The sequence below is a fragment of the Brucella cytisi genome, assembly GCF_038433355.1.
Taxonomy (GTDB): domain Bacteria; phylum Pseudomonadota; class Alphaproteobacteria; order Rhizobiales; family Rhizobiaceae; genus Brucella; species Brucella cytisi.
In genome coordinates this window covers 1-19,311 of the sequence record NZ_JBCAUP010000048.1, presented here as the reverse complement: position 1 = coordinate 19,311, position 19,311 = coordinate 1, and the positions used below count along the sequence as shown (strand labels likewise).

Genomic DNA, 19,311 nt, shown 5'->3' with positions numbered 1-19,311 from the left:
ATGGTTATCCTGCGCGAGGCGATCAGCGTCTACTGGACGCTGGTCAAGATCATGTTGCCGGTGATGGTGCTGACGCAGCTGGCAATCGAGATGGGCCTGATCAAAGCCATTTCTCCTGCCTTCGCTCCCGTCATGCAGTTCGTGGGGCTGCCGCCTGAAGCCGGTTTTGTTTGGGCTATGAACCTGCTGGTGGGCGTGTGGAGCGGGGCAGTGGTGATGTTCGCCGTCTTGCCGGTCGACACACTCACCACAGCTCAGGTGACGATCCTCGGTTCGCTTTTCCTCTTCGCTCATGCTCTTCCCATCGAACAGCGTATCGTACAAAAGGCTGGTCCGCGCCTGATCGTGTCGACCCTGATCCGGCTTGGCGGCGGCCTTGTTTTCGCATGGGGGATCAACCTGATTTCCAGCCGTACCGGCTGGCTGGCAGAACCGGCTGCACCGGGCTGGGTGCCGGGCCATTACGATTCAAGCTGGAGCAGCTTCGTCGCCGATACGGCTTCCACGCTGGTCTGGATATTTATCGTCCTGCTCGGTCTGGTGGCTGTGCTGAGAACAATGGACGCGCTCGATGTGACGCGCTTCCTCAACCTGCTTCTTTCACCCTTGTTGCGCTTGCTCGGCATATCGAAAAATGCCGCTCCATTGACCGTGGTCGGGCTGGTGCTGGGACTGTCCTATGGTGGAGGTCTCATCATCCGTGAAGCACAGCGCGGACACATTCAGCCTCGGGACGTCTTTCTCGCGTCGAGTTCATGGGGCTGTGCCACAGCCTGATCGAAGATACGCTGATCGTGGTGGCTCTTGGCGCGGATATCTATGTCGTCCTGTTCGGTCGATTGATTTTCTCCATTGTTCTGGTCGCGATATTCGCCAGACTTCTGCGCGGAACGGGCGACGCCTTCTTCTTCCGTTTCCTTTATCGGGATACACAGCGCGGCAAATCCCGACTGCACTACGGGGCAACAGTTGAACAGCCGGCAGATTCATCGCGCTGAGCTATTATTTCATCTGATGAGCATCGTCTGGAATTTCATTCTTGAGCATTCTCGCTCGGAATGAGCGCATCGATGATACTGGCAAGCTGCATGTCACGTTCACCCGCCTCCATGGTACGCCTGAGTACTTCAAGCACAGTTGCAGCGGCGCTGCGGGCTGCCTCGATCAATGTTTTCCCGCGCGTAAGCTTGGCAGTCAGAAGGCCGGTGAAAAGGTCGCCAGTCCCCACAGGTACGATCGGCAGGCGCGGCGATAGCAGTCGCGTGCGGGTCTCGTGGTCGAAGACGATGTTTTCCAGCGAGCCTTCAGGAGTGTCGGCAAGTTCGCAACTGGTCACAACCAGCTGTGCGCCGTGAAGTGCCTGCACACGCCCCGCTGCGGCTTCAAGTGCAGCCCAGGAGGTTACATCTGTTTGTGCGATAAGACCCAATTCGAACTGGTTGGGTGTCAACAGATCGGCTAGCGGAACAAGCCGTTCAACGATACATTCCACCACCTGATCGGCAACGAAGATCCCGAGGTTCATATCGCCCATGACAGGATCGCAAATGTATTTTATGTCGGGATTGATCTGGCGGGCGCGTTCGACGAACGCGGCGACCACATCCCCGTTTGCCTGAGAGCCGAGATAGCCAGAAACAATATAGTGGCTTGTTTCAATCAATCCGCGCTCTTCGACGCCGCGCAGAAGACCGCCGACCAGTTCGGATTCGAGAACCCGCCCGCGCATGGTTTCGAAATGCGGATTGTTGGACAGCAAGGTCGTGGGGACTGCAGCGACATTCAACCCATGGGCCTGCATGGGCAGAACCGCAGCGCTGTTGCCGACATGCCCGTGCACAACCTGGCTCTGGATTGAAATGATGGAAGTGGTCATTCCAGTGCTTTTAGCAGTCATTTTGCAGCTCCTTCGCTCACGCTCAATTCGGTCCGTTCACGACGCGGCAGACGACCGTTGAGAACGATATAGGCAACCAGTCCGATTATCAGTCCCCAGAAAGCACCGCCGATGCCGAAGAGATTGATGTTTGCGGCGGATGCGAGAAAGGTAATCAATGCTGCCTCGCGATGCGTGGGGTCTGACATGGCTCCAGCCAGACTGCTGCCTATCGTGCCCAACAGGGCCAGACCTGCAAGCGTTGTGATAAAGCTTGCGGGAAAAGCCATGAAGACAGCTGCGAGCGTCACACCGAATATGCCGACGAGAATGTAGAACACGCCCGCTGCAATACCGGCGATCCAGCGCTTGGATGGATTTTCGTGTGCTTCGGGCCCGGTCGCGATTGCTGCCGTGATTGCCGCAATGTTGAAGGCATGCGATCCGAATGGCGCCATGATGAGCGAGCCGAGACCTGTTGCGGTAACGATTGGATTGGCGCTGGTCTTGAAACCGTCATTACGCAGAACCAGCATCCCCGGCATATACTGTCCCGTCAGTGTGATGAGGAACAATGGCAGCGCGACGGACAGCAGGGCATTGAGAGAGAATGCAGGCATGGTGAAGACTGGAGTTGCAAACTCCAGTCGCAGTCCAGACAGGTCGACCCTGTTTTGCAGAAGCAGGAAGGCCAGTCCGAGCACGAGAATGCCGACTACGGCGTAGCGGGCGGACAGCCGTTTCAAAACCACATAGGCAACAATCAGCAGTCCAACCAGCAACGGGTCGGTGGTGGCGCCGCCGAAGGCCCCTATTCCGAATTGCAACAGAATGCCGGCCAGAAGCCCTGAAGCTATGCTTGGCGGTATCAGCCGGATGACCTTCTCGAAATAGCCCGACACGCCGAGGATGACAAATGCGAGAGCCGAAATCATGAAAGCGCCGATTGCCTCGGCGTAGGATGTGGTGGCAAGTGCCGTTACAAGAAAGGCAGCAGCTGGCGTCGACCAGGCGGTGATGATCGGCTCGCGGTAGTGCCAGCTGAGATAAAGGCCGGTAAGCCCGACGCCAATCGAAACCGACCAGACCCAGGAGGCAGTCAGTTCCGGGCTCAATCCCGCAACCTTTGCGGCCTGAAAAACAAGAATGAATGTGCCGCCATAATTGACAATGACGGAGATTAGGCCCGCCACGATGGGATGGGCAAGGTCGCTCAAGCGGATCGATGACGTTGAAGCACGGGATGGTATCATCCTCAAAAACCTTCTGGGAATTGGGCATATGGCCTGCAAGTCGGGCTGAAAAGATTGATTGACAGTTAGCTGTTTAATGGCCTGATATGCCCATCCATTTTTGACAAAAGGACCAGTCCATTTGTTCAGGCATTCGCAACTTGAATCCGTCAAGGCTTGGATTGCCCACCCCGCCCATGCAGCAATGCCGCTCCATGCGCGTATTCAGCGGTCGATCCGGCAATTGATCATCGATGGTGCGCTGGGGCCGGGAAAGCCGCTTCCGGCTTCGCGCAGCCTCGCCAAATCGCTGGGTGTTTCCCGAGACACGATCGAAGCGGCTTATGCGCAGCTGCATGCAGAGGGCTTTATCGACCGCCGGGTGGGCAGTGGAAGTTTCGTGGCGCAGATAACGGAATTCACACCCGGACACAGCGTTTCCCAGCGCGAAGCGTTATTGCGCAATCAGGCGCCCAATCTGAGCAAACGCGGAGCAGCCATGTTCCGAAGCGGTGGTGTGCGCGAGCTGCTGGCGCCACGACCTTTCGCTCACGGTGTTCCGGAAACACGAAATTTTCCGCTTCAGCTTTGGGAACGTCTGGAACGGCAGGTTTTGAAGGAAGCCGGCACGCAAGCGCTGCTGCATGGTCATCCGCAGGGGACAGAGCCATTGCGACGCGCTGTTGCCGAGTACATGAACCTGGAACGCGGAGGACGCGCGACACCTGACAGGGTGCTGATCCTCACCAGCTCGCAACAGGCGCTGACTTTATGTGCCAACATGCTGTTCGACCCCGGTGACCGCATCTTCATCGAAGACCCGGCTTATTACGGTGCACGCAAGGCGTTCGATGCTGCAGGACTTGAATCCATTCCAGTCAATGTGGACGACCAAGGCATTGTGATCGAGCGGATGGTTGGCGAAACGCTCAAGGCCAAGGCCGTGTTTCTCACACCCTCGCACCAGTTTCCAACCGGCGCGACCCTGTCGCTGGATCGTCGTCTGGCGCTGATCGAATGGGCCGCCCGCCAGCAGACATGGATTATCGAAGACGATTATGACAGCGAGTTTCATTATGCTGGCAAACCGACCGCCTGCGTACAAGGCCTCGACCGGCATGAGCGGACAATCTATATCGGCACTTTCACCAAATCACTCTTTCCGGGCCTGCGTATCGGCTACATGGTATTGCCGCCGCAACTGGTCAAACCGATGACCGTTGCGCGCACTCTGCTTGATGGGCATTCCGCACCGATGGCGCAGTTGACGCTTGCCCGGTTTATGGAAGGTGGACATTTCGGCGCGCATGTCCGGGCCATGCGCGGTATCTATGCTGAACGGCGCGATGTACTGGCCAGACTGATCGAGCGATATCTGGCGGATTTCGTCGAGTCGCATGTACCTGCCGGAGGGTTACAGATGTCTTGTTTGCTCACCGGTGATTTATCTGAGCGTAATGCCGTCGCTGCAGCCCAGCGTGTCGGTATCGAGCTCCTCGGTCTGTCCGGGCTTTACGCTGCCGGTGACGGAAAGGCCGGTTTTCTGATGGGGTTTGCAGCCTATACGCCGACAGAAATCGAGATCGCAGTTAAAAAGCTGGCGACGGCCTTTCGCGCGATCATGAAGCCATAGGTGTTCGAATGGTCAGCAGTTGAATGATCGTCATTACCGGATGACTTGGAAATTGGTCTGATCTTTGTGCTGGAAGTGGATGGGAGAACCAGACCATCTCCATGATACAAGCTGGCGGGATGGTTGCCATGTCGTATCCGCGCAGCGGCAAGCATTTGTATCGGCGCTTGAAGGGAGATTGGCGATGCAACTATCTGTCGAGCCGCAGCCGGTTGAGGGGCAGGCAATCAAAGACGAGATAGCGCGTTTCGGTGCTGATCCGACTTCTGTTTTCGCGAGCAATCTCAAAGAGGTTCGCGCGCGGATCGCTGCGGCTTGTCATCGCAGCGGACGCGATCCGAACGATGTGCGCCTTCTCCCGATCACAAAAACAGTCCCGGCTCGCATCCTGCGGCACGCTTATGCGGCCGGAATTCTCGATTTCGGAGAAAATAAACTTCAGGAAGCGCGCGACAAACAAACGGCCCTGAACGATTTGCCGATCCGTTGGAGCATTGTCGGCCATCTGCAGACAAACAAGGTCAAATATCTTGTTCGTCTTGCATGGGAATTCCATGCGCTGGATAGTTTCCGCCTGGCGGAAGAACTGAATCGCAGACTGGACGCGGAAGATCGTGATCTTGATGTTTACGTTCAGGTCAATACTTCGGACGAGAAAAGCAAATATGGGCTGCATCCGGACGATCTCATGTCGTTCGTGGCGCGCCTCTCAGAGTTTCCCCGCCTCAAACCACGTGGGCTGATGACGCTCGCAATTTTCAGCTCCGACACAGAGCGCGTGCGCGCCTGCTTTCGCTTGCTTCGTGGTCTGCGGGATCGTGTTGTTGATGTGTATCCGCATATGAACGGACTTTCCATGGGCATGTCTGGCGATTTCGAGGTTGCAATCGAGGAGGGGGCAACCGTGGTACGGGTCGGGCAGGCCATTTTCGGTCCACGTCCGACCAGCAATGGTTATTACTGGCCGGGTCTGGCTGCGGAAGCCCACACTCATACTTCTGGCGGCCTGCGATAGCAGTATACGCCAGAAAAATGCGGGGTCAGGGTTTCAGGCTGATCCAGTATGAACCTTCAAACGGGACAGCCGCGAAACGCTGGTTAATTTCCGCCAGTGTCGCTTCGGGGCTGATATCCGCGAACAGTTCCGGTCGCAGCCAGACGGCGAAGGCTTCTGCTGCCAGAACATTCAAGGGAACAGCATTGAAAAAGTTCCACAATCCATGCACTCGCTTGTCGTTCACGGCCTTCAAACCAGCGCGAAAAGGATTTTTCAGGGCATTTGAAAGTGTGTCGCGCGCTTCCTGTTCGCTTACGCCCGGCCCGACCGAAAAACCGCTATACTTCCCGCCTGGGGATGAGGTGGCGATGTAAACTTGCGGGTCGGCGGCAACGATAAATTCGCTGCTGATCACCCCTCCCTGTGCTGGTCCATCTGCAGCAATATTTCGACTGCCGGTCAATGTGATGAACTCGCCCATACTGGTTCGCCCGTAAGCGTAGCAGCATTGATCGGCATTGGGAAAGGCTTCCAGCAATACAGTCGGTCCAGCATCGCTCTTCGCCACCCGATCACGAATGCGGGCAATACGCTCGTCATAGAAGTCGGCAAAAGCGTTAGCCTGCTCCTCGCGGTTGAGTACCTTGCCCAACAGGCGCATGTTTTTCGAAGTATTTTCGAGTGCATGATTGCCGAAGTCGACCACGAGCACCGGTATGCCCATTTTCTCGAGATAGGCGATCGCCTGCACGCCTTCATCATTGCGCATCTGCCAGTCTGAAAGAATGACCAGATCGGCTTTTACAGAAACGATTTTCTCGACCGAAACTGTAATGCCGTCGCCAATGATCGGCAGTTTTTCAATTTCCGGGAAGCGCTGTTTGAAGCCGGCATAGATTTCCGGATTGTCCCCCTTGAGGTCTCCGGCCCAACCGGCCAGCACACTGACGGGATCTGGATGGACGAGCGACAACGCAATTAGATTAAATCCGCTGCCAAGCAATATGGATTTTGGTTGGGCGGTAATGGTGACTTCCCGGTCAAGCGCATCCTTGACGTGAATGGGATAGGTTACCTCTGCAACAGCGCTTTTACCGAGGGCCAGCCAGATTACAGTCAGACACACAATAAGACGGATCATTTCATTGCTTTCTAAGTTCGGGGAGCGCGCATAATTCACCGCATCCGGCAACGCCCGGCAGTTTATAGCGCAGGCAGCAAATCTTGCGCCGGCACAAATTGGCGCCATGATCTGTTTCTTGACGCAGACACCCAAAAAACGGGTTGCGCGTTCCATCGTCAAAAATTTGCGTTTCAAAAAGCGGGCGACATGGCCAGCCATCACGACAATGGTTTTCAGCTGCGCTGTTGACGGCGTAGTCGATATAGACCGCTGCATTATTCCAGGCGAGCTTCGATGAGATGCCGGTGCGGTCTTTCAGGACTTGAACGACAGTGTTCAGATGGCTTTTTGCGACATGGCTGATAACCGTCATCACATCCGGCGCGTCACAAGCTTGCCCTTCGTGGGGCAAGCCAAAGGAACGTGGCAAGCCCTGATCATTGATGGCAATGGTCATATTCTCGAGCTCGACCGGAAGGGCCACTCCACTTTGTCGGGCGCAGATATAGGGAATGACCAGAAGCGAAAAATAATAGAGCGACCAGAACGAAGAAACCGCCCGCAGGTCGGCATCAGGATAGGCGGCTGCGCATTGATGCAGGGTTTTCGTCAGGAGAGGGCCGTACAGAAATTCCGACAGCGGCATGCTGTCCGTCATTTCACAGGACAGCATCATACTATCGGCACACCATGCATTGTCACCATGGAACAGTGCTCTCAGGCCTTGGGGCCTGAGAGCTTGCAGTGCTTCATTTCTGGTATCGGCGCTTACCATGAATATTTCAGGCTGCCGACAACAGTGCGGCCCTGATCACGATAACAGAAACCTGCGGAGCAGACCGGCTTGCTGGTGTCGAACAGGTTGGTGGCGTTGACCTGCAGTTTGACACCTTCATAGTCCTTCTTGATCGCGCCAAAATCGAAATCTATTGCTGCATCGACAAAGGCGCGAGAACTGTTTTTCATAGTATTTTCGTCATTGCCGTAACTTGAGCCGACAAAACGGACACCTGCGCCGACACCCAGCCCGTAAAGGAAGCTGTTCTCAGGCAACTTATAATGAGCCCAGGCTGACGCCATGTGGGTCGGTACAGATGAGATTTCATTGCCCACTGTTCCGTCCGGACCGTCCTTGATGCTGGTCTGCATGTAGCTATAGGACGCAATGAGGGAGAGGCCGTTGTCGAGACTGGTGCTGGCTTCCAGTTCCAGACCGCGCGAACGTAGTTTCCCGCGCTGTACCTGAATGTTGGCCGGGCCAGCATCCAATTCGACCACTTCGTAATAGAGACCGTTGTCCTGATTGATGTTGAACAGGGCGGCCGTTATCAGGGTGTTGCTGTTGGGCAGCTGATACTTGATCCCGACTTCCTGCTGTTCGCTTTCCGTTGGCTCGAACGGATTGCCTGTTGCCCGGTTTACACCGGCATTGGGCGAAAAGGCTGTCGAATAGCTGGCATACGGCGTGATGCCCCAAGGTGTTTCGTAAGTTAGCCCGGCGCGCCATGTGAAGGCCTTGTCGCTCTGATCAAAATCGCTGGACGTGCCGGTTGCCAGATCGGTGTTCTTGGTGTCGGTGCTGACCCAGTCCTGACGACCGCCGAGGGTTATGGTCCAGGCATCATAGCGGATCTGATCCTGCAGATAGATGCCAGCCATGAGCTGGTCCTGAACGTCTTTTGTCTGGAAATCGATTGGCGCTACAGGGCGTCCCATGGACGGATGTCGGGTATCCAGCGGTGGCGTATAGCCATACCCGTTCAATCCCTTCCATTGCAGCTTTGTCAGGTCTACGCCGGCCAAAAGCGTGTGCTCGAAATTGCCGGTATCGAAGCTTGCTTCCAGTTGATTATCGATGGTGAAACTGGTCAGCCGCTCCTCAAAAGTGCCTGCGCTGCTGTCGAGCAGTAACGGATCGATTTCATTGGCCTGATAGGCAAAGGCCCAGTCGGCTCCGATCTTGGTCGATGCAAGGCGGGCATTCTGGCGGAACACGAACGTGTCGTTGAGGCGGGTTTCAAATTCATAACCGACACGCCCCTGCGTTTGTACTGAGTCATTGAAGGCAGTGTTGCCTGCAAAAATGTCGGATACCTTGCCCGTTACGGCATCGTAATAATAAGCGGCAGTGCCGCCGGTTTTGATGCGGGAGAACTCGCTGAGGATTGTCAGGCGCGTGTCTTCGTCTGGCTTCCACGTAAATGCCGGTGCAATGTAAATGCGGTCGTCGGGAACTGAGGGCTGTTCGGTATCGGCGTTGCGCCAAAGCCCTGTCAGGCGGTAGTAAAGTGGGTCGCCTTCCTTGACCGGGCCGGAGAGGTCGAACTGGGTCTGATAACGATTATTGGTACCGTACTGGACTTGTACTTCGTGAAGCGGGGCTTCGGTCGGGCGCTTGCTGATCAGGTTGAACAGGCCACCGGCACCGGAAGCGCCGTAAAGGGCTGACGATGGGCCGCGCAGAATGGAAACGCCTTCCAGGCCATAGGGTTCAGTCTTGAACAGCGCCGAGCTTGCTCCGGGCTGGCGCAGATTGTCACGAAAGACACCGGTATACGTGACGTCGAAGCCACGCACGGTGAAGGAGTCGAACCGCGGATCGAAACCAAAGCCGCCAACGCGAGCACTGGGCGTATAGGCAATGGCGTCGAGCAAGGTCTGCGGATTGCGGTCTTCAAGCTGCTGTTGGGTGACGGACGAAATGGACTGCGGGGTCTGCACAAATGGCGTGTCGATCTTGGCGCCGGTCGCACTGCTGCGCGCCACATAACCGTCCGCATCGATCACGCCGCCGCTGCCGCCGTCGATCACAATCTTGTCGAGAACGATTGCACCATTCTCCGTTGGAGAGGCAGTGGTCTGGTCCTGCGCTATTGCCGTGGCGGCAAGAGCAATCAGGGATGTACCAGCCAGAATTGTACGGCGAAGAGGCATGCAATCGGAGCGCATATAGAATATTCCCAACATGATTTTGACAATCATGAGTGATATATTCATGTATTAGTGCTGGCAAGAAATTACATGATTAAAAGAGTCATGTTTGTCGGTTTGTAGTCATCCTGCAACACTCCCACTTTTGAAGCGGCGAAAGACCGGAACAGGTGTATGAGCGCATGATGCTCAACCGCTCATTTGACGTCTTGGTGAAGGTCACGATGAATTCTGGCAAAGTGATTGGTTCCGGTGCATCGTCTCACTCTGCGGACCGGTGTGGTGCGATCAATGTGGGTGAGCATGATAATGGCAAGCACGTCAGGTTCACGACCACCGGCGTCAGCGCTAGCATGGGTTATCATCTTGCCAGAGAACTGACTGTCGGGGCAGCTTCGGCTATGGTCGTGATGATAGCGATATTGGCGACAAAGAGACGAGCAGCACTGCTTGAATATTGTGGCTGATAGCTGCAGACGGGGACCGTGAACACGGTTTCCTGGTCAATTTCAAGAAGCAGTTCTGATAACGGAGGCGGCATGTTCCGCCTGTCCATCCTTCTTTTATTTGCATCGGACGGCTCTCAGGTCAGCCAGTGTGTCACGTCGTTACGGACAGTTCGTCAAAAGTACTTGACTGATATATAGCTGCTCGGCTATGTATCAACGCATAGCCAATTGGATATGAATTGAGCGATGACTATGCGAGACGAAGTTTTCAAAGCTTTATCCGATCCGACACGACGGTCGATATTTGAACGACTTTGCCGAGAGGGCGAGAAGACGGTTACGGTTTTGACCGCAGGAACGAATGTGTCCCAGCCGGTCGTCTCAAAGCATCTTGCCGCTCTCAAGAGGGCAGGCCTCGTTAGTGATCGTCACGAGGGGCGCCAAAGCCACTACAGGGCCGAATACACGGCACTAATTCCACTGATCGATTGGGCGAAAGAGTTGAACGGTTTCTGGGAGCAGAAGTTCGATGCCCTTGAAGACCTGTTGAAGAGGATGGATCAATGACCGAGATATCTGATGATGTGCGAACGGTAATTGTTGAGCGTGAAATGCCTCATCGGCCTGAAAAGCTCTGGCGCGCATTGACGGAGCCTCACCTCATCGCGGAATGGCTGATGAATAATGATTTCGCTCCGACCGTAGGCCATTGTTTCGAGCTCAAAGGTGAGTGGGGCGGGGTGCTGGATTGTGAGGTTCTGGTGGTCGAGCCGAACAGGCGGCTATCCTACACCTGGAACCACACCCATGAGGACGAAGCATACAATCTCAGAAGTATCGTGACCTTGACTTTGATACCGACCGCCACCGGGACACATTTGCGGATGGAACAGTCGGGCTTTATGCCGGGTCAGAAACAGGCCTTTCACGGTGCACATCATGGATGGCGAAATTTCCTTGAAAAGCTCGATGCCGTCGCCGCTGATTTGGACTGAACCTGCTCCTAGAGAGAGTGCCGCAAAGCATAATGAGCCGGAAGGAACTGGAGTTCAGCCAATGTGGTTGGCGAACTCCATAAGGAGAAGCACATATGGTCTTGAATAAATCCATACGCCAAATTCACCGCTGGTTGTCGATCATATTCACGCTTACCGTGATTGCGAATTTCGTCACTATGGCGTTCGGGCAGCCTCCGGTGTGGATCGTTTATTCTCCGCTTCTACCGCTGTTTATATTACTCGCAACCGGGCTGTATCTGTTTATTCTGCCCTATACTCTGAGACGGGGTGAGTGAAGCCTTTTGAACTCCGTTCGAGAGGCCCCTTCACCAGGCCAGCTTGGGCACCGCGTCAAGCAGCATGCGCGTATATGGCTGTTTCGGCTGAGTGAATATTTGAGAAACGGTACCTTCTTCGACAATCTTGCCGTGATGCATGACAACAACGCGGTCACACAGATGGCGAACGACAGACAGGTCATGGCTGATAAAAAGCAATGTCAGATCAAGGCTTTTCCTCAGTTGCAACAGCAGATTGATAACCTGTGCCTGAATGGAAACGTCGAGCGAAGCCACTGGCTCGTCGCAAATGATGAGCTCCGGTTGCATTGCCAGCGCCCGCGCAATAGCAATGCGCTGTCGCTGTCCGCCGGAGAATTGGTGAGGATAACGGTCTGCCAGCGCCGGATCGAATGCCACTGATTTCAGCCAGCGATTGACATATTCGCGCGCGTCTTTGTTGGTGCAAAGCCCGTGTGCGATCGGCCCTTCCACGACGGACTGAAATATTGTGCGGCGTGGATCAAGCGATGCAAAGGGGTCCTGAAAGATCATTTGAACGGAAGTGCCGATCTTACGGTCTTTTTCCCGGACCTTGCGAGCGTCAACCAGAACATTACCCGAAGTTGGCGTGGAGATGCCGCAGATGATGCGGCCAAGCGTTGATTTCCCCGAGTCGGATTCGCCGACCAGCCCCAGCACTTCGCCGCGTGCAATCGTAAGAGTTGCGGACTGAACGGCATGGACGGCATGAGCTGGTTTGGCGAGGCCGAGCCGTTGGGCAAAACGGCCAAGCGAGCCTACCGGCTTTTGGAAGACCATCGTAACGTCATCGGCGCTGACGAAGTTCGGGCTTGGGGCGAGAGATTTATTCTTCTGCGTCTCTATAATTGAATATTCGCCAGCGTTCTCGGTGGCGCTTGAGGTTAGAAGCTCCCCTGGCTGTTTTCGTGACGGCAGGGCATCAAGCAGGCCTTGAGTGTAGGAGTGCTTGGGAGAACCGAGTACTTCGGCAACGCTCCCCATCTCGACAATCTTGCCAAGCCGCATGACGGCTATTCTCTGTGAGATTGAAGCAACAGTCGCGAGATCATGGCTGATCCAGATCATCGAAATGCCCAGTTCAGAGACGAGCGCTTTCACTTCTTTGAGGATTTCCGCTTGAACCGACACATCGAGCGCCGTTGTGGGTTCGTCCGCGATTACCAGTTTTGGCTTGTGAAGCAGCGCAATAGCAATCGCCACGCGTTGGCGCATGCCACCTGAAAACTGATGTGGATACTGGTCGACCTTCTTTTCTGGCTCGACAATGCGCACCCGCGCCAAAGCTTCGATCGCTCTGCGGCGAACTTCGGCATCCGAAGCTTTTTCGTGAGCGCGGATAGCCATTGCGATCTGGTCGATGACCTTGAGGACCGGGTTTAGGGTCATCATGGGGTCCTGAAAGACCATAGAGACTTCCCGACCGCGAATGCTGCGCAATTGGTTTTCCGGCAATCCGACCAGCTCCCGGCCTTCAAATCGAATTGAACTTCCGGGTTGAATTCTGCCAGGCTTATCGATCAGGCCAATCAGAGAGAAACCGGTGATCGATTTTCCTGAACCGGATTCTCCAACAAGGCCAAGTATTTCGCCTTTCCCGATTTCAAATGAGATGCCATCGACGGATTTCACCGTACCGCGGTCAGTTTCAAAATAAGTGGAGAGATTGTCGACTTGTAGCAGAGCTGTCATTTGCGCAACCTCGGATTGAGTATGTCTCTGATCTGATCGCCCATGAGATTGATGGCCATGATCAGAACGATCAGCGCAACGCCCGGATAGATGGAAATCCAGTAGCGGCCCGACAGAAGATACTGGAAGCCATTGGCAATCAACATTCCAAGGGAGGGCTCTGTTGGCGGCAGGCCGACACCAAGAAATGAAAGCGTGGCTTCCAGCGAAATGGCTGAAGCAACTTGCACAGTTGCCACGACGATGAGCGGTGGCAGGGAGTTGGGCAGGATATGCCGTGTCACGACGTGCCAGCCACTCATCGGCACGGAAAGGGCCGCCTGCACGTAATCCTTTTGCCGTTCCGCCGCCGCCGCACCATGTGCCGTGCGCACGAAATAGGCATATTGCGCGAAGACAAGTGCCAGAATGAGCTGCCACTTTCCCTGACCGAGCACGGCGGCAACCACGAAGGCCAGCAGGATGGCCGGAAATGACAATTGCACGTCCACAAGGCGCATTATGAAAGTTTCTGTTCGCCCGCCAAGATAGGCCGCGAAACAACCGACAATCGCGCCGAGGCTGAAGGCTATGGCCCCTGCAATCAGTCCCATTTCGAGTGATATGCGCAGACCATATATAATGGCTGACAGCAGGTCGCGTCCCTGACTGTCCGAGCCGAGCAGATAATACATGCCCTGGGCACCGACATAGCCGGGCGGCCTGCGCGCATCACGCAGCACGAGAGATTTGAGGTCGTAGGGGTCTTGTGGCGTGATCCATGGCGCGAATATTGCCAGCAGAGCAATAATGACAACCACCGCGAATGCGATAACCGCGACCTTGTTCTTGGAAAAGGCCCGCCAAAACTCCTTCACAGGAGACGTGCTGCTTATTGGAGCGGAGCTTTGAGTTGATACCGTTTCGGCCATCTCAGCGACCTTTCTGACGCAGTCGTGGATCAAGGGCTGCATAAGCCAGATCGACGCAAAGGTTGATGACGACGAAGAGGATCGCGACCATCATCAGATAGGCGACCATGACTGGACGGTCGAGCGATGCGATGGAGTCTACGATGAGTTTTCCGAGCCCCGGCCAGTTGAAAATGGTTTCCGTGACAAGAGCGAAGGCAAGTGTTGAGCCGAGTTCCAGACCAAACACCGTAACAAGCGGAATGGAGATCAACTTCAATACATGCCGGCGCAGAATCGTGTGTTCAGGAATGCCTGCCGCCCGTGCAAATTTAATTGTATCGGTCGTCATTATCTCGCGTGTGCCTGCTGCTGCCAGTCGACACATCATCGCCATCTTGAACAGAGCCAGATTAAGAACTGGAAGGAAGAGATGTGACCAGCCATCGCCGGTCAAAAACGAAAAGGGAACTCCGAAAATATCGGCAGTCTCTCCTCGCCCACCGGCCGGCAACATGCCGAGCTGAACAGCAAATACCATAATCAGCATCAATCCGATCCAGAAGGTAGGCACGGAAAAGCCAAGTATCGAGCCCGCCATGATCAGTTTGGAAATGAACCCTTCTGGCTTGTAACCGGCATAGACGCCAAGAGGGATGCCGATAAGAGAGGCAAGCAGAACGGCGATAACAGCGAGCTCCAAGGTCGCCGGCAATCGCTGGGCAATCAACTCGCTGACTGGCATGTTGAAGACGAATGATCTTCCGAAGTCGCCACTGACAGTCTTGGCGACAAAATCGGCATATTGTTTCCAGAGGGGCTGGTTGAGGCCGTATTCCTCGATAACCCGCTGGCGGATTTCTTGCGTAACATCCGGTGAAATGAGTACGTCAATGGGGTTGCCGATGACGTAAACGCCAATGAACACAAGAATGGACATGACCACCAGGACGATGAACGCCTGTCCCGACCTGCGGAGAATGAATGAGGCCATTGGCTTTTCTCTGGCTAGTGCCCCAATGGTTGCATTCGGGCAAGGGTTGCGAGGGACTTGGAAGGTTTGACCGGCGCGTTAATGCCAGTCATGCTCGATCTCGTGGCGCGTTTCCTCGACGCCTACCTTCCAGATTTCCATCATGTCCCGATCGGGCCTTTGGAAGACGCCGTGATAATTGCCCTCGGCAATTCGTTCACGCTTTCTGCCAGCATCGACGCGCGCGGATGCGGCAAAGTCGATGCGCTCTTTCTGGAAATTCGGGATCGGCGCACCTTCCAGGCGGGTCCATGGAAAGTTCTCCATCCAGCTGGCATGGCTGGCAGCAGGGTCAATCTCCTGCACTTTTGCCATGGTCTTTGGCGCGCGCCACCAGTCGTGAAGCTTGACCGAAGTGTCGCGATGACTGTTCATCCATTCCGACAGGAGAGGGTTGATAGGCGAATTGCCGCCATGACCGTTGACAATCAGAATGCGACGGAAACCTGAATGATAGACACTGTTCAGAATGTCCTCGATCACATTGATGTAGGTGCGCAGCGTCAGCGTAACCGTACCTGGAAAATCAGCGAACCCGGATGCCATTCCATAGGGCAGGCAAGGAAACACCGGCACGCCTGTCGGCTCGGCCGCCTCTACGGCAACGCGTTCGGCCAGGATCATATCGGTTGCCAAGCTCAAATAGGCATGTTGTTCAACAGACCCGACCGGGATGACGCAACGGTCGTCTTCTTTTACACGTGCTTCGACCTGCGACCAATGCATGTCCTGAATGCGCATTTTCGTCTCCTGCAATTTTCCGGATTGGCAACCAGAGCGCACTAACCCCTCGCAGGGATGGTTGTGCGATGGCATCCCTGCATTCATTTGCTTTTTTGAATTCGGTTCCATTAGGAACAAAAAAATAGAGTTGACGCAACAAAATTTTTAAATATCGTTCCAAATAGTACTAAATGAAAAACCGCTGAGGTTTTATCGATGGATGATTTGTTGCGTACGGCTCTTTACGAAGGGCGCGCGGGACGGGAGGAGCCGGGGCTTTCCAGTCTTTCGGAGGGCGATCCGCTCTATCCCAAGCTCTGGCGAAATCCGTGCTGGCTTTCATTTCGGTTGAACTATCTGGCATTGCGGTTCAACAATCCTGTTTATGGATTGATCCAACAGCAACTTGGTTTGCTGCGGCCGGAGTTTGTCGTGCTTTGGTCGCTCTATCTGAGCGCCGAGTTGACCCTGACCGAAGTTGTCCGATCTTCCGGTTTCCCAAAAAATACCTTGAGCCGTGCCGTGAACAAGCTCGACACGTTGGGCATGATCAGCCGCGAGCTCGACCCCATTGACCAGCGTCGAGTTGCATTAAAACTGACGGAAAAAGGGCGTTTGGCGGTGGAAGCTGTCGAGGCGAAGATGATGGATCACGAACGCATGATGCTCGAATCCCTGTCGCCCGCCGAGCGTTTGAACCTTTCTGAAATCCTGACCAAGCTGGTGGTAGCTTCGGAAAGTTGGCCGCAGCAGCTCGTCGCGGATTTGGAGCCTATCGAAGGCGAAGATACCTGAAACAGCACATCTCGGATCAATAATCGGCAAGTCGGCTTGCCATGGATTTTACTATTCGTCATGCCAATGAGAAAATTACAGGGGAAAAGATGACCATTCGCTCGATATTCAATACCGCCTTGCTGGCAACGACATTGATGATGCCGTTGTCAGCGATTGCTGCCGACCTCGTGATTGCCACGAAATCGGGGCCAGCTTCAATGGACCCGCACTTTACGGCAACCTCCGCGAATGCCGAGGCAACCAAACATGTTTTCGATACGCTCTTGAAATCGGGCAATAAGCTGGAGGTCGAACCGTCGCTCGCAGTAAGTTGGAAGCCTGTCGATGATACGACGTGGGAATTCAAACTGCGTGGAGGTGTCAAATTCCACGATGGATCGGACTTTACTGCCGAGGACGTGAAGTTTTCCATCGAGCGCATTCCAAATGTGACGGGACCTAATCCTTCGACCATTTATGTTCGCAGGGTGAAGGGTGTGGAAGTGATCGATCCGCTGACCGTCCGTGTGACGACGGTTGGATCGGCGCCAACATTGCCCAATGATTTCGTGCGTCTGTTCATTGTTTCACACAAAGCCGCAGCGGATTATTCGACCAAGGAAACCGCCGCAGATGGTTTCAATTCAGGCAAGGCTACGATTGGTACGGGTCCCTATAAATTTGTGAAATGGGCTCCCACGCAGGATCTGGTATTGGAAAAATTTGACGGCTACTGGGGTGGTGCCCAGCCTTGGGATCATGTCGTGCGTAAGGAAATCCCCAATGATGCTGCTCGCGTCGCCCAGCTGAAGGCCGGGCAAGTTGATTTGATATCGAAGGTTCCTTCGACAGATCTTGCTGCCTTAGAGTCCGATTCCAAGCTGGACGTCGTGAAGGATGAATCCGTCTATATTCCCTATCTGGAGTTCGATTTCCGCAAGGAATCGCCAATGGTCTGGGATAAAACCGGCAAAAAATTGGAGAAGAACCCGTTCCTTGATCCGCGTGTGCGTGAGGCTTTCGACCTGGCCATTGATCGCCAGACGATCACGGAAGTAGCGTTGGAAGGCATGGGCTCGGTGCCCACGCAAATGGTGGCCTCGAATATTTTCGGCTACAACAAGGACATTGCTCCGGCTGCTTACGACGTTGAAAAGGCAGTCAAGCTGATGGCCGATGCTGGCTATCCGGATGGTTTCAAAGTGTCATTGAATTATGCCAATGACCGTATGCCGATGGAATTGGGGCCGACAATTGCTCAGTTGCTCGCTTCGATCAATATTCAGGTCGATGTCAGCGGCGTCCCTGCAGCGGTATTTAATCCGGCCAAGACGCGCGGGGATTATTCGCTCTATATGGCGTCTTGGGGCACGCTGACCGGTGAATCCAACTATATGTTGTCGTCATTGATGCATACAAATGACACCGCGAAATCACTGGGCGCTTTCAATACGCGCGGATATTCCAATCCGGAAATGGACAAGCTGATTGAGGATGCCGGTAGTGAAATGGACGAGGCCAAGCGCGGCGCTCTTCTTGAGAAAGCCAATCTGCTTGTTTCAACCGATAGACCAGATCTGCCGCTTGCTGTGAACATGTCGGCATGGGGTGTTAAAAAGGACAAGATTTCCTATACGCCGCGCTCTGACGAGGACACGTTGGCGATGGACGTCAAGCCGAAATAAGACCGTATCCACTGGCGGCTTCAAGGCCGCCGGTTTTTTTAGCGAGTTAATGAAGATGCCCGAATTTGTACCTGTCATCGCGTTGCATGGTGGCGCTGGAACCATTCTTAAAGCCAATATGACGCCAGAGAAGGAAGCAGCCTATCATGCCGGTCTGCGTGAATGCCTGCAGGCTGGACTGGATGTCTTGCGTAAAGGTGGCAAAGCACTTGATGCTGTGACGGCGTCTGTGATTGCTCTGGAAGAAAATCCGCTCTTCAACGCTGGTCATGGGGCTGTTTTCACGACGGATGAAACGCATGAGATGGATGCGGCCATCATGGATGGTGCAACACGGGCATGCGGCGCCATCTCCGGAATTTGCGGGCCGCGCAATCCTGTTCTGGCCGCGCGTGCGGTCATGGAGCAGACCGAGCATGTATTTTTTGCAGGCGAAGGGGCAAAGCGATTTTGCGAAGCTGCGGGTCTGGAAATGATGGCGCCGGAGTGGTTCTCGACGGAGCAGCGTCGCAAGGCCTTGCATGACGAAATGGCACGTCGTCGCAGTGGTGCTGCCGATGATGGCGATCCTGCCCGCAAGCATGGCACTGTCGGGGCCGTTGCGCTGGATCGTTTCGGTCATCTGGCGGCAGCTACCTCCACGGGCGGCATGACCGCCAAGACCCCGGGACGCGTTGGTGACAGCCCGGTCATTGGTGCTGGAACCTGGGCGGATGACGAGACGGTAGCGCTTTCCGCCACAGGTCACGGAGAATATTTCATTCGCTGGGTGGTGGGTCACGAAGTGGATGCACGGATGCGCTGGGCAGGGCAATCGCTCAATGAGGCGGCTGGCGCGGTTGTCCGCGAGCTGGGTGAAATCGGTGGCTCCGGCGGTCTTGTTGCGGTGGATCGCAAAGGCAATGTCAGCCTGCCGTTCAACAGCCCCGGCATGTATCGTGCCTGGTGCGGT

Annotated in this window: 20 protein-coding genes; 11 read left to right on the top strand and 9 right to left on the bottom strand. The window is 54.9% G+C overall.

The window, feature by feature from the left end; genetic code table 11:
- Together AAE521_RS26315 and AAE521_RS26310 are read left to right on the top strand one after the other, a co-directional pair.
- Window positions 1-777, top strand: a 777-nt coding sequence (locus tag AAE521_RS26315) for a nucleoside recognition protein (RefSeq protein ID WP_342061603.1), incomplete at its 5' end; no start/stop codon positions are given.
- Window positions 756-998 (top strand): hypothetical protein, encoded by a 243-nt coding sequence (locus AAE521_RS26310; protein WP_342062946.1) that lies wholly within the window; start codon window positions 756-758, stop codon window positions 996-998. The genes AAE521_RS26315 and AAE521_RS26310, both read left to right, overlap by 22 nt.
- A 35-nt stretch (window positions 999-1,033) precedes the next feature.
- On the opposite strand, the gene pdxY is transcribed toward AAE521_RS26310, so the two are convergent.
- Together pdxY and AAE521_RS26300 are read right to left on the bottom strand one after the other, a co-directional pair.
- Complete coding sequence (gene pdxY / locus AAE521_RS26305; RefSeq protein ID WP_071634482.1) at window positions 1,034-1,897, bottom strand: pyridoxal kinase; 864 nt, start codon at window positions 1,895-1,897, stop codon at window positions 1,034-1,036.
- Window positions 1,894-3,129 carry a benzoate/H(+) symporter BenE family transporter gene (locus AAE521_RS26300; RefSeq protein WP_071634481.1) on the bottom strand — a complete coding sequence of 412 codons (1,236 nt, stop codon included), beginning with the start codon at window positions 3,127-3,129 and terminating at the stop codon, window positions 1,894-1,896. The genes pdxY and AAE521_RS26300 overlap by 4 nt, the downstream gene beginning before the upstream one ends.
- 121 nt (window positions 3,130-3,250) lie before the next feature.
- Here AAE521_RS26300 and pdxR point away from each other — a divergent pair, with 121 nt between their 5' ends.
- Both pdxR and AAE521_RS26290 read left to right on the top strand, forming a co-directional pair.
- Window positions 3,251-4,741 carry a MocR-like pyridoxine biosynthesis transcription factor PdxR gene (gene pdxR / locus AAE521_RS26295; RefSeq protein WP_071634480.1) on the top strand — a complete coding sequence of 497 codons (1,491 nt, stop codon included), beginning with the start codon at window positions 3,251-3,253 and terminating at the stop codon, window positions 4,739-4,741.
- Window positions 4,742-4,925: 184 nt separating this feature from the next.
- Window positions 4,926-5,756 carry a YggS family pyridoxal phosphate-dependent enzyme gene (locus tag AAE521_RS26290; protein WP_342062945.1) on the top strand — a complete coding sequence of 277 codons (831 nt, stop codon included), beginning with the start codon at window positions 4,926-4,928 and terminating at the stop codon, window positions 5,754-5,756.
- Window positions 5,757-5,781: 25 nt separating this feature from the next.
- Here AAE521_RS26290 and AAE521_RS26285 read toward each other — a convergent pair whose 3' ends face one another.
- Genes AAE521_RS26285 through AAE521_RS26275 form a run of 3 tightly spaced genes read right to left on the bottom strand, consistent with a single transcriptional unit; the run spans window position 5,782 to window position 9,810 of the window.
- Window positions 5,782-6,879, bottom strand: coding sequence for an ABC transporter substrate-binding protein (locus tag AAE521_RS26285; protein ID WP_071634478.1), 1,098 nt, complete (start codon window positions 6,877-6,879; stop codon window positions 5,782-5,784).
- 1 nt (window position 6,880) lies between these two features.
- Window positions 6,881-7,636 (bottom strand): siderophore-iron reductase FhuF, encoded by a 756-nt coding sequence (gene fhuF, locus AAE521_RS26280; RefSeq protein WP_342062944.1) that lies wholly within the window; start codon window positions 7,634-7,636, stop codon window positions 6,881-6,883.
- Window positions 7,630-9,810, bottom strand: a complete 2,181-nt coding sequence (locus tag AAE521_RS26275; protein WP_071634483.1) for a TonB-dependent siderophore receptor — start codon at window positions 9,808-9,810, stop codon at window positions 7,630-7,632. Before AAE521_RS26275 ends, fhuF begins: the two co-directional genes overlap by 7 nt.
- A 206-nt stretch (window positions 9,811-10,016) precedes the next feature.
- Between AAE521_RS26275 and AAE521_RS26270 the strand changes: the two genes are divergently transcribed.
- From AAE521_RS26270 to AAE521_RS26255, 4 genes are all read left to right on the top strand, one after another.
- Window positions 10,017-10,259, top strand: coding sequence for a hypothetical protein (locus AAE521_RS26270; RefSeq protein ID WP_342062943.1), 243 nt, complete (start codon window positions 10,017-10,019; stop codon window positions 10,257-10,259).
- Window positions 10,260-10,487: 228 nt separating this feature from the next.
- Window positions 10,488-10,808 carry an ArsR/SmtB family transcription factor gene (locus tag AAE521_RS26265; protein ID WP_125302802.1) on the top strand — a complete coding sequence of 107 codons (321 nt, stop codon included), beginning with the start codon at window positions 10,488-10,490 and terminating at the stop codon, window positions 10,806-10,808.
- On the top strand, window positions 10,805-11,236 hold the full coding sequence (locus AAE521_RS26260; RefSeq protein WP_342062942.1) for an SRPBCC family protein: 432 nt from the start codon (window positions 10,805-10,807) through the stop codon (window positions 11,234-11,236). The genes AAE521_RS26265 and AAE521_RS26260 overlap by 4 nt, the downstream gene beginning before the upstream one ends.
- 95 nt (window positions 11,237-11,331) lie before the next feature.
- Window positions 11,332-11,535: a hypothetical protein gene (locus AAE521_RS26255; RefSeq protein WP_010659316.1), complete on the top strand. Its 204-nt coding sequence runs from the start codon at window positions 11,332-11,334 to the stop codon at window positions 11,533-11,535.
- Between the two features lie 30 nt (window positions 11,536-11,565).
- Here the strand turns inward: AAE521_RS26255 and AAE521_RS26250 are convergent, their stop codons facing one another.
- From AAE521_RS26250 to AAE521_RS26235, 4 genes are all read right to left on the bottom strand, one after another.
- Complete coding sequence (locus tag AAE521_RS26250) at window positions 11,566-13,251, bottom strand: dipeptide ABC transporter ATP-binding protein (RefSeq protein ID WP_342062941.1); 1,686 nt, start codon at window positions 13,249-13,251, stop codon at window positions 11,566-11,568.
- Window positions 13,248-14,108 carry an ABC transporter permease gene (locus AAE521_RS26245; protein ID WP_010659314.1) on the bottom strand — a complete coding sequence of 287 codons (861 nt, stop codon included), beginning with the start codon at window positions 14,106-14,108 and terminating at the stop codon, window positions 13,248-13,250. Before AAE521_RS26245 ends, AAE521_RS26250 begins: the two co-directional genes overlap by 4 nt.
- Window positions 14,109-14,163: 55 nt before the next feature.
- A complete protein-coding gene (locus AAE521_RS26240) occupies window positions 14,164-15,135 on the bottom strand; it encodes an ABC transporter permease (RefSeq protein ID WP_071634473.1) in 972 nt (323 codons plus the stop codon).
- A 78-nt stretch (window positions 15,136-15,213) separates the two neighbouring features.
- On the bottom strand, window positions 15,214-15,915 hold the full coding sequence (locus AAE521_RS26235; protein WP_071634472.1) for a creatininase family protein: 702 nt from the start codon (window positions 15,913-15,915) through the stop codon (window positions 15,214-15,216).
- Window positions 15,916-16,245: 330 nt separating this feature from the next.
- Here AAE521_RS26235 and AAE521_RS26230 point away from each other — a divergent pair, with 330 nt between their 5' ends.
- The 3 genes from AAE521_RS26230 to AAE521_RS26220 all read left to right on the top strand — a co-directional run.
- Entirely contained in the window at window positions 16,246-16,692 is a 447-nt protein-coding gene (locus AAE521_RS26230) for a MarR family winged helix-turn-helix transcriptional regulator (RefSeq protein ID WP_167375586.1), read from the top strand.
- 89 nt (window positions 16,693-16,781) lie between these two features.
- Window positions 16,782-18,359 carry an ABC transporter substrate-binding protein gene (locus AAE521_RS26225; protein WP_342062940.1) on the top strand — a complete coding sequence of 526 codons (1,578 nt, stop codon included), beginning with the start codon at window positions 16,782-16,784 and terminating at the stop codon, window positions 18,357-18,359.
- A 55-nt stretch (window positions 18,360-18,414) separates the two neighbouring features.
- Window positions 18,415-19,311 (top strand): isoaspartyl peptidase/L-asparaginase family protein (locus AAE521_RS26220; protein ID WP_342062116.1); only part of this gene is annotated, 897 nt, incomplete at its 3' end.

Coding starts and splice junctions, on each gene's coding strand:
- AAE521_RS26310 (WP_342062946.1), top strand. CDS start 756: ATGGGGCTGTGCCACAGCCTGATCGAAGATACGCTGATCGTGGTGGCT.
- pdxY (WP_071634482.1), bottom strand. CDS start 1,897: ATGACTGCTAAAAGCACTGGAATGACCACTTCCATCATTTCAATCCAG.
- AAE521_RS26300 (WP_071634481.1), bottom strand. CDS start 3,129: ATGATACCATCCCGTGCTTCAACGTCATCGATCCGCTTGAGCGACCTT.
- AAE521_RS26290 (WP_342062945.1), top strand. CDS start 4,926: ATGCAACTATCTGTCGAGCCGCAGCCGGTTGAGGGGCAGGCAATCAAA.
- AAE521_RS26285 (WP_071634478.1), bottom strand. CDS start 6,879: ATGATCCGTCTTATTGTGTGTCTGACTGTAATCTGGCTGGCCCTCGGT.
- fhuF (WP_342062944.1), bottom strand. CDS start 7,636: ATGGTAAGCGCCGATACCAGAAATGAAGCACTGCAAGCTCTCAGGCCC.
- AAE521_RS26275 (WP_071634483.1), bottom strand. CDS start 9,810: ATGCGCTCCGATTGCATGCCTCTTCGCCGTACAATTCTGGCTGGTACA.
- AAE521_RS26270 (WP_342062943.1), top strand. CDS start 10,017: ATGAATTCTGGCAAAGTGATTGGTTCCGGTGCATCGTCTCACTCTGCG.
- AAE521_RS26265 (WP_125302802.1), top strand. CDS start 10,488: ATGACTATGCGAGACGAAGTTTTCAAAGCTTTATCCGATCCGACACGA.
- AAE521_RS26260 (WP_342062942.1), top strand. CDS start 10,805: ATGACCGAGATATCTGATGATGTGCGAACGGTAATTGTTGAGCGTGAA.
- AAE521_RS26255 (WP_010659316.1), top strand. CDS start 11,332: ATGGTCTTGAATAAATCCATACGCCAAATTCACCGCTGGTTGTCGATC.
- AAE521_RS26250 (WP_342062941.1), bottom strand. CDS start 13,251: ATGACAGCTCTGCTACAAGTCGACAATCTCTCCACTTATTTTGAAACT.
- AAE521_RS26240 (WP_071634473.1), bottom strand. CDS start 15,135: ATGGCCTCATTCATTCTCCGCAGGTCGGGACAGGCGTTCATCGTCCTG.
- AAE521_RS26235 (WP_071634472.1), bottom strand. CDS start 15,915: ATGCGCATTCAGGACATGCATTGGTCGCAGGTCGAAGCACGTGTAAAA.
- AAE521_RS26225 (WP_342062940.1), top strand. CDS start 16,782: ATGACCATTCGCTCGATATTCAATACCGCCTTGCTGGCAACGACATTG.